General features: G+C 55.5%; 11 protein-coding genes. 9 read left to right on the forward strand and 2 right to left on the reverse strand.

What is annotated here, in order from left to right; all coding sequences use genetic code 11:
* Positions 1-301: 301 nt before the first annotated feature.
* The 4 genes from OL236_RS04655 to aspS are packed head-to-tail and all read left to right on the forward strand — an operon-like array spanning position 302 to position 5,329.
* On the forward strand, positions 302-748 hold the full coding sequence (locus OL236_RS04655) for a Fur family transcriptional regulator (RefSeq protein ID WP_006192969.1): 447 nt from the start codon (positions 302-304) through the stop codon (positions 746-748).
* A complete protein-coding gene (gene hemZ / locus OL236_RS04660; protein ID WP_265071512.1) occupies positions 745-2,271 on the forward strand; it encodes a coproporphyrinogen dehydrogenase HemZ in 1,527 nt (508 codons plus the stop codon). The genes OL236_RS04655 and hemZ overlap by 4 nt, the downstream gene beginning before the upstream one ends.
* Positions 2,265-3,530, forward strand: coding sequence for a histidine--tRNA ligase (hisS, locus tag OL236_RS04665; RefSeq protein WP_265071513.1), 1,266 nt, complete (start codon positions 2,265-2,267; stop codon positions 3,528-3,530). Before hemZ ends, hisS begins: the two co-directional genes overlap by 7 nt.
* Positions 3,530-5,329, forward strand: a complete 1,800-nt coding sequence (aspS, locus tag OL236_RS04670) for an aspartate--tRNA ligase (RefSeq protein ID WP_265071514.1) — start codon at positions 3,530-3,532, stop codon at positions 5,327-5,329. The genes hisS and aspS overlap by 1 nt, the downstream gene beginning before the upstream one ends.
* Positions 5,330-5,391: 62 nt before the next feature.
* Here the strand turns inward: aspS and OL236_RS04675 are convergent, their stop codons facing one another.
* Complete coding sequence (locus tag OL236_RS04675) at positions 5,392-5,601, reverse strand: hypothetical protein (protein ID WP_006192860.1); 210 nt, start codon at positions 5,599-5,601, stop codon at positions 5,392-5,394.
* A 67-nt stretch (positions 5,602-5,668) separates the two neighbouring features.
* Positions 5,669-6,265: a hypothetical protein gene (locus OL236_RS04680; RefSeq protein ID WP_265071515.1), complete on the reverse strand. Its 597-nt coding sequence runs from the start codon at positions 6,263-6,265 to the stop codon at positions 5,669-5,671.
* Positions 6,266-6,578: 313 nt separating this feature from the next.
* On the opposite strand from OL236_RS04680, the gene OL236_RS04685 reads away from it, so the two are divergent.
* From OL236_RS04685 to OL236_RS04705, 5 genes are read left to right on the forward strand one after another with little or no spacing between them, the layout of a single operon-like run.
* A complete protein-coding gene (locus tag OL236_RS04685) occupies positions 6,579-7,838 on the forward strand; it encodes a L,D-transpeptidase family protein (protein ID WP_265071516.1) in 1,260 nt (419 codons plus the stop codon).
* A 56-nt stretch (positions 7,839-7,894) separates the two neighbouring features.
* Positions 7,895-10,498 carry a DNA polymerase I gene (gene polA, locus OL236_RS04690; protein WP_265071517.1) on the forward strand — a complete coding sequence of 868 codons (2,604 nt, stop codon included), beginning with the start codon at positions 7,895-7,897 and terminating at the stop codon, positions 10,496-10,498.
* A gap of 13 nt (positions 10,499-10,511) precedes the next feature.
* Complete coding sequence (mutM, locus tag OL236_RS04695) at positions 10,512-11,945, forward strand: bifunctional DNA-formamidopyrimidine glycosylase/DNA-(apurinic or apyrimidinic site) lyase (protein WP_265071518.1); 1,434 nt, start codon at positions 10,512-10,514, stop codon at positions 11,943-11,945.
* Positions 11,921-12,607: a lytic transglycosylase domain-containing protein gene (locus OL236_RS04700; protein WP_265071519.1), complete on the forward strand. Its 687-nt coding sequence runs from the start codon at positions 11,921-11,923 to the stop codon at positions 12,605-12,607. Before mutM ends, OL236_RS04700 begins: the two co-directional genes overlap by 25 nt.
* An 11-nt stretch (positions 12,608-12,618) precedes the next feature.
* A complete protein-coding gene (locus tag OL236_RS04705; protein ID WP_265071520.1) occupies positions 12,619-16,386 on the forward strand; it encodes a PolC-type DNA polymerase III in 3,768 nt (1,255 codons plus the stop codon).
* The last annotated feature ends 246 nt before the right edge of the window (positions 16,387-16,632 follow it).

The raw sequence follows: 16,632 nt of genomic DNA on the forward strand, positions 1-16,632 counted from the left end.
TGCTTCTCATTAATTCCTGTTCTTTTAGGGTCTGATTTTATTTTACAACGAATCTTTCCTGCGAAGTTTGAACTGCTTGAATAAATGTTTGTATTCTTTGATACTTTTTGCTACAATAGCTTATAAAGACTTTGAATTGACAGATACTTTCAATGTCTGCTCATTTTGTTTACTATGAAAATCCAAGAGGTCAAGCCCAAAGGGCGCAGAGCAATTGGATTTTTCATTAAGGACGACGCACAATGTCCACTTTGTGGACATTGTGCGTGTAGTTTGCAACAAATCGTAAAGGAGTATGGTCATGGCTAAAATAACAATGGAGGATCTGAGGAAGAGGCTGCAGGAACGTCAGCATAAAATGACGCCGCAGCGGCAGATTGTTCTGCAGGTTTTCATGGATCGTCCTGGTCAGCATATCAGCGCGGAGGACGTACACATGATCTTGCGCGCCAATCATTCGGAAATTGGCTTGGCTACTGTCTATCGTAGTTTGGAGCTTCTCGTCGAGCTGGGGCTTCTGCAGAAGATGGAATTCGGCGACGGCTGCAGCCGCTACGAGATCTCGGATCTCAATCCCGGCGAGCATCAGCATCATCACTTGATTTGCCTGAGCTGCGGTAAGGTCACGGAGTTTTCTGAGGATCTTCTGGAGAATCTTGAGAAGAAGGTTGCCGATGAATGCGACTTCCAGATCGAGGATCATCAAGTCAAGCTGTTCGGTTACTGCAAGGAGTGCCGCAAGCATTGATTGTTCGACGTTTCTTGCTCGACCGAAAAGAGGAGGTCATCGTCAAGCTCGTGCGCGAGCTTTTGGAACTCTTCAAGATCCGAGTGTTGGAGCTTGAAGAGGAGTGCGGCGAGGAACAGGCGGATTTTGCCGTATTGTCCGTGCGGCATGAAATTGCCATGGATCCTGTGCCTGCAGTTCATACAGAACTTCTTGCTGTAGAGGAGACGGGGGAGGAACGGCGCTTTTCTATAGAGGGCGCCGCAAGGCAGGGCGAAAAGGCGATGGCGGCTGTCCATCGCCTCGTCAAGCTCAACCTCTACCGTCTCTTTCGTACGCATTTCGATATGCCTGCGGCGGCATGGGGTATTCTGCACGGCGTCCGCCCGACGAAGATCGTGCATCGCTTCATCGAAGCGGGACTTTCGCGCGAGGAGATCGTCGCGCGCCTTTTGGAGGACTACGAGGTTTCTTTGGAGAAGGCTTCGTACATGACGGCGATGGCGTTTCGCCAGAAACCGTTCCTGCAGACGTCGGACGAGCGGACGATCAGCGTCTACGTCGGCATACCGTTCTGTCGCTCGCGCTGCCTTTACTGCTCGTTTCCCGCCTACATCCTGCCCAAAGAAGAGCAGCTCAGCACTTTTTTTACCGCATGGGACAAGGATCTCGCAGCGGCAAAGTGTGAGATCGAGCGTCATCGCCTGAAGGTGCAGAGTATCTATATCGGCGGCGGTACGCCGACGAGTCTCAGCAATGCCGATTTCGAACGTATGCTTTCCCTCGTCGAGGGAGCTTTCTATGGCGAGCATACGGGCGAATTTACGGTGGAGGCGGGGCGTCCCGATACGATGACGCCAGAAAAGGCGCTCTCAATGAAGAAGCATCGCGTGAGCCGCGTCAGCGTGAATCCGCAGACGATGCAGCAGCGCACATTGGAGCGCATCGGCAGGGCGCATACGCCCGAAGACATCGTCCGCATGTTCCGCCTGCTGCGCGAGACGGGCGATTTTTCCATCAACATGGACGTCATCCTCGGCTTGCCGGGGGAGACGTGCTCGGACGTTGCCGATACGATGGCGAAGGTTCTCGCGCTCGCTCCCGACGACGTGACACTTCACTCGCTCGCCTTGAAGCGCGGCTCGAAGCTCAAGATGCACTTGGAAGAATATGAGCTTCCAAATGATGCCGAGGTGCAGGCGATGTTTCGGACGGCGATGGATCAGGTGCAGGACGAGGGCTTTTTGCCGTACTATCTCTATCGGCAGGGCTATATGAGCGGGCAGATGGAAAATGTCGGCTGTGCGCGTCCGGGCGCTGAGAGCATGTACAATATGCAGATCATGGACGAGCATCAGACGATCCTAGGCATCGGCTGCGCCGCGACGAGCAAGATTATGAATTTCCGCACGAAGAGGCTCAAGGCGTCGTTCAACGCCAAGGATTTTCATACTTATGTGCGCGATATCGACGATTATATCGCGAAGCGAGCCGCTCTTTTAGCGGAGGCTTACGGAGACGAGGGGGAGGAAGAAACGTGTTGATCAACGGACCGCGCGGCACGAAGGATATTTTGCCTGATACGGTCGCACAATGGACGCATGTCGAGAAGGTGATCCGCGAGCTATGTGCGCGATACGGTTACCATGAAATCCGCACGCCGATTTTCGAGCATACGGAGCTTTTCCTGCGCGGCATCGGCGAGACGACCGACGTCGTGGAAAAGGAGATGTACACGTTCACCGATCGAGGCGAGCGCAGCCTTACGTTGCGGCCCGAAAATACGGCTTCTGTCGTGCGCTCGTACCTGCAGAACAAGCTCTATGCGGCGGACGCTCTCGTGAAGCTCTTCTACATCGGCTCGATGTTCCGCTATGACCGTCCGCAGGCGGGACGCTACCGCGAGTTCCACCAGTTCGGCGTGGAGGCTTTGGGCGAGGCAAGTCCTGCAGTCGATGCGGAAATCATCGTGCTTGCCGTCGAGTTCCTGCGCGCTCTCGGCTTGCAGGAGCTAAAACTGCATCTTAATTCCGTCGGCTGTCCCAAGTGTCGTCCCGTCTATCGCGAGAAACTGCAGGAGTTCTTCCGCCCGCATCTCGAAGAGCTTTGCACGGACTGCCGCTCGCGTTTCGAGCGCAATCCGCTGCGCCTCCTCGACTGCAAGAACGAGCATTGCCATGCACTCGCTGAGGATGCGCCGCGCATCACGGACTGCCTTTGTGACGAGTGCCGCACACATTTCGCTGAGGTGCAGTCGTATCTTACGGCGGCGGATGTTCCCTTCGAGCTTGATGCGAATCTTGTGCGTGGCCTCGACTACTATACGAAGACGGCTTTCGAGGTCAAGTACACGCCGCTCGGTGCGCAGAGCGCCGTGGCGGGCGGCGGGCGCTACGACGGACTCGTCGAGGAGGTCGGCGGTCCGCCGACGCCTGGGATCGGCTTTGCCGTGGGGCTTGAGCGCGTGCTGCTCGCGCTCGAAAAACAGGGGCTTTTGCCTGAGGAGCGAGAAGCGGTCGATGTCTTCGTCGTCGCCTTGGGCGAGGAGGCGAGAATTCCTGCCTTCAGGCTCTTGCACGAGCTTCGCGCGGCTAAATTCTCCGCTGCCATGGACTTCGCAGGGCGCAGCATGAAGGCACAGATGAAGCAGGCTAACAAGAAGAATGCCCGCTTTGTGGCGATCTTGGGTGAAGATGAGGTCAAGGAGGCTTCTGCCCTCTTGAAGGATATGAAGACGAGCGAGCAGAAGAAGCTCGCTTTGAAGGATTTTGTTCCTGCATTATGTGTTGAGGTGAAGAATTGATGGAAACATTGGAAGGCATGAAGAGGACGCGCCATTGCGGCGAGCTGCGTGAGGGTGATGTTGGCGCCGAGGTCGTGCTCTCGGGCTGGGTATCGAGGAGAAGGGATCACGGCGGTCTGATCTTCGTCGATATGCGCGACCGCTCGGGGTTTGTGCAGGTCGTCTACGATGAGGCGGCGATGGGCAAGGACGCGTTCCACAAGGCGGAAACCCTGCGCAACGAGTTCGTCATCGGCGTGCGCGGCAAGGTGCGCGCGCGCTCGGAGGATACGGTCAATCCGCATATCGAGACGGGCAAGATCGAGGTCGTCTGTGAGGAGCTGCGCATCCTGAATACGGCGAAGACGCCGCCCTTCTACATCCAGGACAACATCGACGTCGACGAGACGCTGCGCCTCAAGTATCGCTATCTTGACCTGCGCCGCCCCGAGATGCAGGCGAATCTCATGCTGCGTCACCGCGTGACGAAGATCATGCGCGATTTCCTCGACCGTCATGAATTCATCGAGATTGAGACGCCGATGCTCTGCAAGAGCACGCCCGAGGGCGCACGCGACTTCCTTGTGCCGAGCCGACTGAATCCCGGCAAGTTCTACGCACTGCCGCAGTCGCCGCAGATCTTCAAGCAGATTCTCATGGTCGCAGGCTTCGAGAAGTATTTCCAGATCGTGCGCTGTTTCCGCGATGAGGATCTGCGTGCTGACCGTCAGCCCGAGTTCACGCAGCTCGATATCGAGACGTCCTTCCTTGACGAGAACGACATCTTGGAGCTGATGGAAGGCCTTGTCGCGGAGCTTTTCGACAAGACGCTCGGCATCAAGCTCGAAACCCCGTTTTTGCGCATGAAGTGGGATGAGGCGATGGAGCGATTCGGCTCGGACAAGCCCGATCTTCGCTTTGGCATGGAGCTCATGGACATCTCGGAGTACGTCAAGGGTTCGGACTTCAAAGTCTTCTCCTCTGTCCTCGAAAACGGCGGACAGGTCAAGGTCATCAATGTCGAGGACTATGCGAATATCCCGCGCCGCGAGCTGGACGGTCTCGTGCAGTATGTGCAGGGCTACGGCGCGAAGGGTCTCGCGTGGATTCAGTACACGGAAGAGGGCGTGAAGTCGCCGTTCAAGAAGTTCTACGCCGATGAAGTCTTCGAGAAGATCAAGGAGGCCTGCCATGCTAAGACGGGCGATCTCCTGCTCGTCATCGCGGACAAGCCGCTCGTCGTCGCACAGGCGCTCGGCGAACTGCGCCTTGAGATGGCGCGCCGTCGCGGCCTCATCGATGCCGATGCGCTGAAATTCCTCTGGGTCACGGACTTCCCGATGTTTGAATACAACGAGGAAGAGAAGCGCTGGAAGGCCATGCACCATCCGTTCACAGCACCGCGCCGCGAGGATGTCGAGTACTTGATGTCCGATCCTGGAAGGGTCAAGGCGAACGCTTACGACATGGTTCTGAACGGCGTCGAAATCGGCGGCGGTAGCCTGCGTATCTATCAGGGCGATTTGCAGGAGAAGGTCTTCGAGGCCATCGGACTCACGCAGGAAGAGGCGCGTCAAAAGTTCGGCTTCATGATGGACGCCTTCGAGTACGGCACGCCGCCGCACGGCGGCATCGCTTTCGGTCTCGACCGCCTCGTCATGCTCATGGCGAAGCGTCGCTCGATCCGCGACGTCATCGCGTTCCCCAAGACGCAGAGCGCTTCGGACGTGATGTCGCACGCGCCGTCCGAGGTCGACGCCAAGCAGCTGCGCGAGCTTTATGTGCGCTCTACGGCGGTCAAGAAGGAAGAGAAGAAGTAGGCAGTCAGCCGCAAGATATAAAAAATCCCCATGCAGGAGCATGGGGATTTTTTATGTTCGGCTTATTTTTTGAGCGCTTCCTTCAAGATCGCCGTGCAAGCCTGTTGCGCGACGCGCAACACGTCGGTGTAGACCTTGTTGTAGAGCTCGCCGCCGTCGACGACACCGCGGCCGTTCTGCGTGATGAAGAACTTCTTCGGACGATCCTCGAAGGCCTTGTCCGCTTCAGCAAATTTCGCCTCGACCAGCTTCTCCAGTTCCTGCTCTGTCAAAATAAGTCACCTCTTTCTATAATTATACCTTATATTATACATCATTTTGATTGATTGTAAAGCTGACTTATTTGGCGGCGAAACGATAGTTGTGCCCGTCTTCTGTTACGATGCACTTGTCTGATTTTGAAAGGAAGCCCGCAACGACTTCATTGCGCAGTGCGAAGTAATTGGCCGGGTCGCCGCCGGCTTCCCGCCAAAAAGCGCGGTGCACGTCGAGGCGCAGTTCCCATGCGAAGCTTTCGTCGGACGAATCTGTGACCATGCAGGCGCCGTCGCACGGCATGCCGTCGAGCATGAGGCTGTCCATGGCATTGAACAAGGCGCTCGGCCGCGACTCTTCCGCAGCGGTTTCAGCCCCGAAGGCGAAGGCGGCTCGCTTCATGTCCTCCAAGCGTTCTGCATCCTGCTTCAGAAGCTTCGTCACAAGAGCGGCATAGCGGGATTCGGCATCCTCGATTTTGCCCAACAGCCAGCCATGGATGTTCGCCAGATCGATGATCGTTTCGAGCGGCCGCGACTCTTCCTTTACATAAGCGGCCGCCTCTTCTGCACTCATCCAACCTTTTTCAATGGCAAGATTGGCAATCGTCTTCGTCAGCTTTTCCTGTGACTGGATTTTCTCATACATGCGAAAATGAATCGGCCCTAAAAATGCACTCATTGCTCATACCTCCGTAAAAACTGATAAACTAATCAATAAATTATATAATACACCATTTACGGAAGAAATGTCGTATCATTTCTTACCATGAAAGTCCAAGAAGTCAAGCCCAAAGGGCGCAGACTGATTGGGTAACTTTCTGTAAGGGCGGCGCACAATGTCCACAAAGTGGACGTTTGTGCGTGTAGCTTACCGAGGATAAATTTATTGGCTATTGTGCAAAGCTTTTTCCAGTGGCAGTGAAAATAGGGCGCGGTTGTGCTATAATGAAAGCATCTTTTATGAAAGCAATTTTGAAGAAAAGGACGATGCAATGATGTTTAAGCAAATCGCGGCTTTTTTTGTCTGTCTTTCGATGTTTGCCGGCGTGTCCGGATGGGCAGGGGCTACGGAAAAGGAGCAAGGTTCCTCCTACGGCGCATGGGTCAAGGATATTTCGGCGGAGAGTCCCGAGCCTGAGAAAGTGCATGCATCGGAAGTCAAATCTGCCGTTGCCGAAAAGACGGAAGATCCCTACAAGATCATCATCAATGTGGCCGCACGCTCCCTGGGTGTTTACAAGAACAACGAAAAGATCCGCCTCTATCCTGTGGGATTGGGAAAGCTTTCTACGCCGACGCCCGTCGGTTATTTTTCCGTCTTGACAAAGGAGGAAAATCCTACATGGGTCGATCCCGGCGATTCAGGGAACACGATCCCTTCGGGGGAGAGCAATCCTCTCGGCTATCGTTGGATGCAGGTCTGGGGAAACTACGGCATCCACGGCACGAATCATCCCGAATCCATCGGTAGCTACGTCTCCAATGGCTGCATCCGCATGAAGGAGGCCGACGTCGAGGAGGTCTATGATTATGCGAGCGTCGGTACGCCCGTGGAAATCATGTATCAGCGCATCGTCATCGATAAGATCAAGGACAACATGATCGTTTACTATATCTATCCCGATGGTTATGGATATCAGCCGCTTGATGTCGAGACAGTAGCGAAGTGGCTTGCAGGCTACGGCGTGGATAAATTTGAATCCGACGAGGAAATCGAGCGGAAGATCGAACTGTCTGATGGTCAGCCCACATACGTCGCCAGGGTATACAATCTGTCCGTCAACGGAAAGCCGATGAGCGACAAAGCTCTGATCAAGGACGACATCGTATATCTTCCGGCCGATAAGATTGCCGAACAGCTCAAGGTGCTTGTGACATGGGATTCTAAGTCCGCCACGTTGGGGACGAAGTACGGCAAGGCGATCGGCTACGAAAAGAAAGGGTCGCTCTTCTTCAACGCGGAAGATGCAGGCGTATTGTTTCATTTGCAGGGCGGTTTGAGCAAACGCGGCGTCTACGAGCTGACATCTATAAAGGAGACGCCCGCCGCTTCGACGAAGGAGGAAGCCGTCGAGACGAAGGACAGCGTTGAGAGCGAGCCGATGAAGAGCGGTGCAGAAAAGAGCACGGCAAAGAGCGGCGAGGAGACGGTGGAAAGCGCTAAGACGCAGGATCGCCGTCCTGTCGCGGCGAGAACGACGCGAATCTATCGCGAAGGACAGGCGGATGCGATGGATTCTGCAAAAAAATGACTCCCTATTCGAGAAGCCATCGAAAAAATCCGCCGCGATTTGCAATGAGGTGAGCATTGTTGAGCAAACGATTTATCCTTGTCGACGGCAGCAGCCTTCTTTACCGTGCATTTTATGCGCTGCCGCTTTTGCAGACGGCGGAGGGCGCATACACGAATGCGGTATATGGCTTTGCGAATATGCTGCAGAAGCTGCTGAACGAATATGCGCCTGACTATCTTGCCGTCGCTTTTGACAAGGGGAAGAAGACCTTTCGCAATGAGATGTTTGCAGCGTACAAAGGGACGCGCAAGCCTACGCCGCCCGAGCTTTCGAGTCAGATTCCCATGCTGCACGAGTTTCTTGCCGCGTTGGGCGTGCCATTAATTGAAGAGGCGGGATATGAAGCTGACGACATCTTGGGGACGCTCGCCGTGAAAGCAGCGCGGGAGGACGTGGACGTCCTCGTCGTGACGGGCGACCGCGATGCCTTGCAGCTCGTGCGGGAAAATATCCGTGTGCTATTTACGCGCAAGGGTATGACGGATCTTTTGCTTTACGATGAGAAGCTGTTCTTGGAAGAGTACGGCTTCCCTCCAAGGGGACTCATTGATATGAAGGGCTTGATGGGGGACGCTTCTGACAACATCCCGGGCGTTCCGGGCATCGGCCCGAAGACGGCGAAGAAGCTCCTCATCGACTGCGGCTCCTTGGAAGGCGTTTACGAACGCTTGGCGGAAATCTCGGGCAAGAAGCTCAAAGAAAATCTCGCATCAAATAAGGAAAAGGCATTTCTGTCCAAAGACTTGGCGACGATTCGCTGCGACATGCCATTGGAATTTGCCCCCGATTCGTATGTGATGAAACCCAAGGGCGATGAATTGCAGGTTTTTTTCCAACGGTACGAGATGAAATCTTTGGCGACCGCGTTCGCCTCTTTTGCAGCGGCAGACGGAGTGCGGGAAGAAACTGCGCCGGAGCTTTCCCTGCATACGATGGATGATGAAGCGGCCAAAAAAGCCTTTGCAGAAAAAGCGGAAGAACAAGGCTTCTTTTCGATTGCCGCCTGCTTCGAGGGAAAGGTTCCTGACATGGAGGCGCGGCATCTCGTCTTATGCGCGGGGGGCGAGGTTCTGCTCGCTGAAGCGGCGGAATTGGCCTGTTTCTCTTCGTTATTTGAAAAAGAGGACATTCAGAAGATTGTCCATGAATACAAGCCGTTCCTTCATTGCGGCATGGGCTTCACTCCTTGCTTCGATGTTTCTCTTGCTGCATATTTGCTGGCTCCTGCCGCCTCGCAATACGATATGGCAAGCCTCGCAGCTACATACCTTCCTTCTGTGAACGCTGAGGAAGCTGCACGGGAAGGAGCTTTGGGAGCAGCATGGTGTGCGGTGCTGCTAGAAAAGATTTATCCTGTGCTGAAGGCGCGTTTGGAAGAGCAGCAGCTTCTTTCTCTCTATGAGACGATGGAGTTTCCGCTCGTGGAGGTGCTCGCTGCGATGGAGCAGGCAGGCATCTATGTCGATCGGGTGGCCTTGCATGAAAAATCCCGAGAGATTTCCGCCCACATTGCCCACTTGACAGCGGAGATTTATGATTTGGCGAAGGGCGAGTTCAACATCAATTCGCCCAAGCAGCTGTCTGCCGTGCTGTTTGAGCGTCTTGACCTGCAGCCGCCCATGGGAACGAAGAAGACGAAGACCGGGTACTCGACGAATGCCGAGGTGCTTGAAGCCATGCGCTTCGACCATCCGATTCTGGAAAAGATTCTTTCGTACCGCTTCTGGACGAAGCTGCAGTCGACGTATCTTGACAGCATGGAAGGCTTGATTTCTCCGCGCACGAAGCGCATCCATACGAGTTTCAATCAGACGGTCACGGCGACGGGACGCTTGAGCAGCTCAGAGCCGAATCTGCAGAACATTCCCGTGCGTACGGAAGAGGGACGGCAGATCCGTGCGCTCTTTGAACCGAGCGACGGCTATGACGCCCTTATGTCCGCCGACTACTCGCAGATCGAGCTGCGCATCCTCGCGCATCTTTCTGAGGACAAGAATTTCTTGGAAGCGTTCCTGCACGGGCAGGATATTCACGCGCGAACGGCGTCCGAGGTCTTCGGCGTGCCGATGGAAGCGGTCACGCCGGATTTGCGCCGCAAGGCGAAGGCCGTGAACTTCGGCATCGTCTACGGCATCAGCGACTATGGACTTTCCAAAGATCTCCATATCTCGCGACAGGAGGCAGCCGACTATATTGCGAGTTATTTTGAAAAGTGCAGCGGCGTCAAGCGTTTTATCGACGGGGTTGTGGAAAAGGCGCATAGCGACGGCTTCGTCACGACGATTTTCGGCAGGAGGCGCGACCTGCCCGCCATCAAAAGCTCCAATTACAATCAGCGGACACTGGCGGAGCGCATGGCGATGAACACGCCGATTCAAGGCTCGGCTGCCGACATCATCAAGCTCGCGATGATCAAGACGCATCGCGCGCTCCAAGAAGGCGGATTCAAGAGCCGCATCCTGCTGCAGGTGCACGATGAGCTTGTGCTCGAAATCATGCAGAACGAAAAAGAGCAGGTTGCGGAACTTGTGCACGACGCTATGGAAAATGTCGTGCAGCTTTCCGTGCCGCTTTCGGTCGATATTCATACGGGTGAGAACTGGGCGGCAGCGAAATAAGGGGATGAGATGAATGCCGGAACTTCCCGAAGTTGAAACCATACGGCGTTCTTTGAAAAAGACTGCGGCAGGACGGCGCATCGAGGAAGTCGATGTGCTTCTGCCGCGAACGATAAGATTCCCAGAGGTTGAGGAGTTCCGCTCGCGCGTGCGCGGGCAGCGCATCCTTCGCTTGGAGCGGCGCGGCAAGTATCTGCTGCTGCTTCTGGAGAGCGGGGAAACCTTGCTGCTCCATCTGCGCATGACGGGACGCTTTTATCGGCGCGATGCCGACACGCCGACTGGCAGACATGTGCGTGCCGTCTTTCATCTTGATGATGGAAGCTGTCTCTTTTTTGAAGATGTTCGGACATTCGGCGAGATCCATCTGCTGCAGCCGCAGGAACGGCAGGCGTTTCCTGCATTTGCCTGCATGGGCCCCGAGCCTTTGACCGAGGAATTTGATGCATCGTATTTATATGACGCCATGCAAAAGAGCGGTCAGCGCATCAAGAGCTTTTTGCTCGATCAGGGCAAGGTGGCGGGACTTGGCAATATCTATGTCGATGAAGCCTTGTTCTTTGCAGGCGTCCATCCTCTGCGAAGAGCGCATACGCTGAATCACGACGAGGCGTTCCGTCTTTGGCAGGCGATCAACAAGGTCATCGCCGAAGGCATCGAAGACGGCGGCACGACGTTTCGCGACTATGTGGACGGCGAGGGCAAGTCTGGCTTTCATCAGCAAAAGCTGCGCGTCTATCATCGGGAAGGAGAGCCGTGCCTCGTCTGCGGCACAAAGATCGAGAAGATTCGTGTGGGCGGGCGCGGCACGCGATTCTGCCCGCATTGTCAGCCGCTGCGCGACGGCAAGTTGAGATTGATCGGCTTGACCGGCGTCATCGCGAGCGGCAAGAGCACGGTCAGCCGCCAGCTTATGAAGCTTGGCGCACACGTCATTGATACCGATAAGATCGCGCACGATCTGGCGAAGCCGCACAAACCTCTTTGGGACGCCTATCGCGAGCATTTCGGCGAAGAGATCTTGGCCGAGGACGGCAGTCTTTGCCGCGAAAAGATTGCGGCGCGAGTGTTTTCTGATCCCGAGGAACGCCGCTGGATCGATGGGGCGGCGCATCCGTTGATTGCTGCAAGCGTGAGGAAAAAGATTACCGCTCTTGAGAAAAAGGGCGCGAAATTCATCTTCCTCGATGTGCCGCTGCTCTTTGAGGCGGGTTGGAATCGCATGGCAGATTTCATCTGGCTCGTCTCTGTGTCGAAGGAGACGCAGCTGGCGCGTCTGATGAAGCGCAACGGCTATACTGAGGAGGAAGCGGCGGCAAGGATTCGCTCGCAATTTCCGTTGGAGGAGAAAAGGCAGCGTGCCGACTGCATCATCGAGAACGATGGCACGCTGCAAGAGACGGCTGCGCAGGCAGCGGCGGCATGGGAAAGGCTGTCGGCGCTTTGATATGCGCCGCACGGAGGGAAGAGGGAGCTTGCATGGCGGAGGACAACGATTTTTACAGGCGCGTCAGGCAGAGACGGCAGGAGACGAATCGCCGTTTTGCCGCCTTCTTCCTTGGCGTCGTCATCCTGTGCATGGCGTTTTCCTTTTTTTTCGCCATGCAGTCGGAATCCATGCAGCGTCAGTACATCTACCCCTACCCATATCGCTCGGTTGTCGAGCATTACGCCGCAAAGTACAAGGTGGACAGTTCTCTCGTGGCGGGCATGATCTTGTCGGAGAGCAAGTTTCAAAGCGGAGCGAAATCTCATCGCGGCGCCGTCGGCCTGATGCAGCTGATGCCGGAAACGGCGCTGTGGATTTCCGAGCAAATCGACGATCAAGAGTATGATCCGGGCGAACTGCATGAACCGCAGAAGAATATCGAGTACGGCACATGGTACATCGCTTCGCTGGAAAAGGAGTTCGAGGGCAACGACGTGCTGGCTTTGGCAGCGTACAACGCCGGACGCGGCAATGTGCACGATTGGATGGAAGAAAATCATTGGGGCATGGATTTTCGTGAGGTTTCCGCCATACCTTATGAGGAAACGCGCGCCTATGTGATGAGTGTTCTGAAGAACAGGCAGAAGTATTTGGAGCTTTACGGCGACAAGGAAGATTGAGCGAGGCGCGTATGATGCAGAAGAAGCTATGTATTGTTCCGGAAAAAAGAAATATCCTGCGCGAACTCACGCAGGGCATCGAGCTTACGCAAGCAGAGCAGAAGATTCTCTTTGCCGCCGTCGTCAAGCATGTGGAGATTTCTCTGAAAGGGAACTCTTGGGAGATTCTGCTGCAGACGCAGGAATTCATCCGCACGAGCCTCCTCGACTATGTGGGCGCATACATCAAGAAGCGGGTGCAGATCGAGAATCTTGTGTTTTATCAGGACGTTCTCGATATTGAGGCTTCCATTGAGCGCGCATGGAAGGAACTCTGCCTCGTTGCCGCCAACGGCAATCCGACGGTGCTCCATCTGCTCAAGAATGCAAAGCGCATCTTCGACGGGAGTAGTCTGCTCCTTGAGGTCAAGGGTGAGCTTTCGGGCGAGATTCTGCGCGCGCACGATGTACCGAATCTCCTGCAGAAGGCCATCGAGAAGATGCTCACGATTCGCTGCACCGTTTCGTACAAGGCGCTTGACGAGGAATACGACATCCTGGAAGAGGATGGCGACCTCATGATGGATCGCGTCTATGAGGAAAATCTGCGGCAGAAGAAAGAAGCGTCTGCCGCGGCTCCTTCTGCGGCGCAGCCGACAAAAGCGGCTGCGGCTTCTGCGCATCGGTCAGCGTCCATGACGCGGACGGCGGGGCATGGCGCAGACTTGATTTTTGGCAAGAGGTTTACGGGCGAAGCGATTTCCATCGACGACACTGACGGCGAGATGAAGAACGTCATCCTGACAGGTACGATCGGGCGCGTCAGCTCACGGGAGTTCAAGACGAACACGAAGCTTCTGCTCTTCGATCTCGCCGACGCGACGAATGGTATCAGCTGCAAGAAGTTCTTCAAGGAAAAGGAGCAGGAAGCATACGACAAGGCACTGGCTTCCGTGAAAGAAGGGATGCTCGTACGAGTCAAGGGCGCGATTCGCTTTGACACGTTCCAGAACGAGTTCATGCTCTTCGTCGATTCGATGCAGAAAGTGGAAAAGCCGAAGCGCGAGGACAAGTCCGAGGTCAAGCGCGTCGAGCTTCATGCGCATACGCGCATGAGCAATATGGACGCCGTAGTTTCGGCGGAAACGCTGATCAAGACGGCGGCTTCCTGGGGCTGGCCTGCCATCGCCATCACCGATCACGGCGTCGTACAGGCGTTTCCCGATGCAGCCAAGGCGGCGTCCAAGCTCGACATCAAGGTCATCTACGGCATGGAAGGCTATCTTGTCCAGGAGGATTTTGAGCAGAAGCACGCGAATCATATCATTTTTCTGGCAAAGAACTTGAACGGTCTGCGCAATCTCTATCAGATGGTGTCGCTGTCGCATCTGAAATATCTGCATCGTCAGCCGCGCCTTCCCAAGCACATCATTGAGGAATACCGCGAGGATGTCATCATCGGCTCTGCCTGCGAAGCGGGCGAGCTGATCCGCGCCATCGTCGCGCAGAAGCCTGAAGAGGAGCTTCTGGAAATCGCGAGTTTTTACGATTACCTTGAGATCCAGCCCATCGGCAACAATGAATTCCTCGTGCGAAGCGACAAATTCCCGCATATCAAGGATGACGAGGACTTGCGGCGCATCAATCTCAAGGTGGCGGAGCTGGCGAAAAAACTCGGGAAAATGCTCATCGCTACATGCGACGTCCATTTTCTCAATCCCGAGGATGCGATCTACCGCGCGATTCTCATGAAGGGCAAGGGATTCGAGGATGCGGAACTGCAGCCGCCGCTTTTCTTGCGCACGACGGAGGAGATGCTCGCCGAGTTTGATTATCTGGGCGAAGAGGCCGCATACGAGGCGGTCGTGACGAATCCGCGCAAGGTCAGCGACATGATCGAGAAGTTCAAGCCCATTCCCGATGAGCTTTATTCGCCGATGATCCCGGGCGCTGCGGAGGAAATCCGCGATATGTCGTACCGCAAGGCACGTTCCCTCTACGGCGAGAACCTGCCCGAGGTCGTCGAAGCCCGCTTGAAGCAGGAGCTTACGCCGATCATCGGGCATGGTTTCTCGGTGCTCTACCTCATTGCCCAACGTCTCGTCAAGAAGTCGAACGATGACGGCTACCTCGTCGGCTCGCGCGGCTCGGTCGGCTCGTCCTTCGTGGCGACGATGACCGACATCACGGAGGTCAACCCTCTGCCGCCGCATTGGCGCTGCCCGCACTGCAAATTCAGCGAGTTTGTCGAGGACGGCTCCGTCGGCTGCGGCTACGATCTGCCCAGCCGAAAATGCCCGGTATGCGGCACGGAACTTCTCAAGGATGGACACGATATACCGTTTGCCGTATTTCTCGGCTTTGATGGCGACAAGGTTCCTGATATTGATTTGAATTTTTCGGGTGAATATCAGCCTGTGGCACACAAGTATACGGAAGAGCTTTTCGGCAAGGACAATGTCTACCGCGCGGGCACGATCGCCACGGTCGCCGACAAGACGGCGTTCGGCTATGTGAAGAAGTTCTTTGAGGAGAAGGGCGTCAAGAAGCACAATGCCTACATCGCGAGTCTCGCCGCCGGCTGCATGGGCGTCAAGCGCACGACGGGACAGCATCCTGCGGGCATCATGGTCGTGCCGCGCAATATGGACGTGCACTTTTTCACGCCGATCCAGCGTCCCGCCGACGACAAGAACACGACGACGATCACGACGCATTTCGACTATCATTCAATCAGCAGCCGTCTCGTCAAGCTCGACATCCTCGGACACGATGACCCGACGGTCATCAAGATGCTCGAAGACCTCACGCATCGCGATCCCAAGACGATACCGTTCGACGATCCGGCGACCCTGAGCATCTTTTCTTCGACGAAGGCGCTGGGGCTCGATCCCAAGGAGCTTGGAGCGAATTCGGGCACGTTCGGCATCCCCGAATTTCGCACGGGCTTCACGCGCCAGATGATCGACGATACGCATCCGTCGTGCTTCAGCGACCTCGTGCGCATCTCGGGCTTCTCGCACGGCACGGACGTTTGGCTCGGCAACGCGCAGGATCTCATCCGCAGCGGTCAATGCACCCTGCGCGAAGCCATATCGGCGCGTGATGACATCATGATGTACTTGATTCACAGCGGCATCGATCCGCTCCTTTCCTTTCAGACGATGGAATCGGTCAGAAAGGGCAAGGGCATCAAGGAAGCAACGGTGAAGATCCTGCGCGAGGGGGGCATCCCCGAATGGTACATCGAGGCGTGTCAGAAGATCAAGTACATGTTCCCGCGCGCCCACGCGACCGCCTACGTCATGATGGCTTGGCGCATCGCTTACTGCAAGGTGCATTATCCGCTTGCCTTCTATGCGGCCTATTTCTCGATTCGTGCGGCGGAATTTGATGCCGATGTCGTGGCGCGCGGCAAGGACTATGTGAAGAAGCAGCTCGACGCATTGGAGGCGAAGGAAGCGCCCGACATCAAGGAAAAAGCGACGATCATCGTCCTGCAGCTTGCTTGGGAGATGTATCTTCGAGGCTTTTTTATGGAACGCGTCGATATCTACGCTTCCGAAGCGGAACGTTTCGTGCTCCACGAGAAATCCCTCCTGCCGCCGCTCGCCTCCTTGGGCGGCGTTGGAGCTTCCGCCGCGCGCAGCATCGTCGAGGCGCGAAAGGACGGACTCTTCACGTCCATCGAGGACATCAAGAAGCGCACGGGCGTATCGAAGACATGCATCGAGGCGCTGCAGGCGCACGGCTGCCTTGCCGATATGGATGCGAGCGATCAGATGGAACTTTTCATGTAGTTGGGGGCGGCTTCGTCTTCCCCTCTTGGAACGTCATGAGAAAATAATATGACATTTCAAGAAAAATACTATATAATGATACGCAGATTTCAGGAATCACTGATAAATTCAGCCACCCATCTTCGCACATCTGCGCTGTCCTCTCGTCGTCGACAAATCCTCGACGTAGCACCGCTACGCCTGTGGTTTGTCTCCTCGATAGATACAGTGCATCTGTGCAAATCTGGGCGACCTCATTTTATCAGC

It is taken from the genome of Selenomonas sputigena (assembly GCF_026015965.1).
GTDB lineage: Bacteria > Bacillota > Negativicutes > Selenomonadales > Selenomonadaceae > Selenomonas.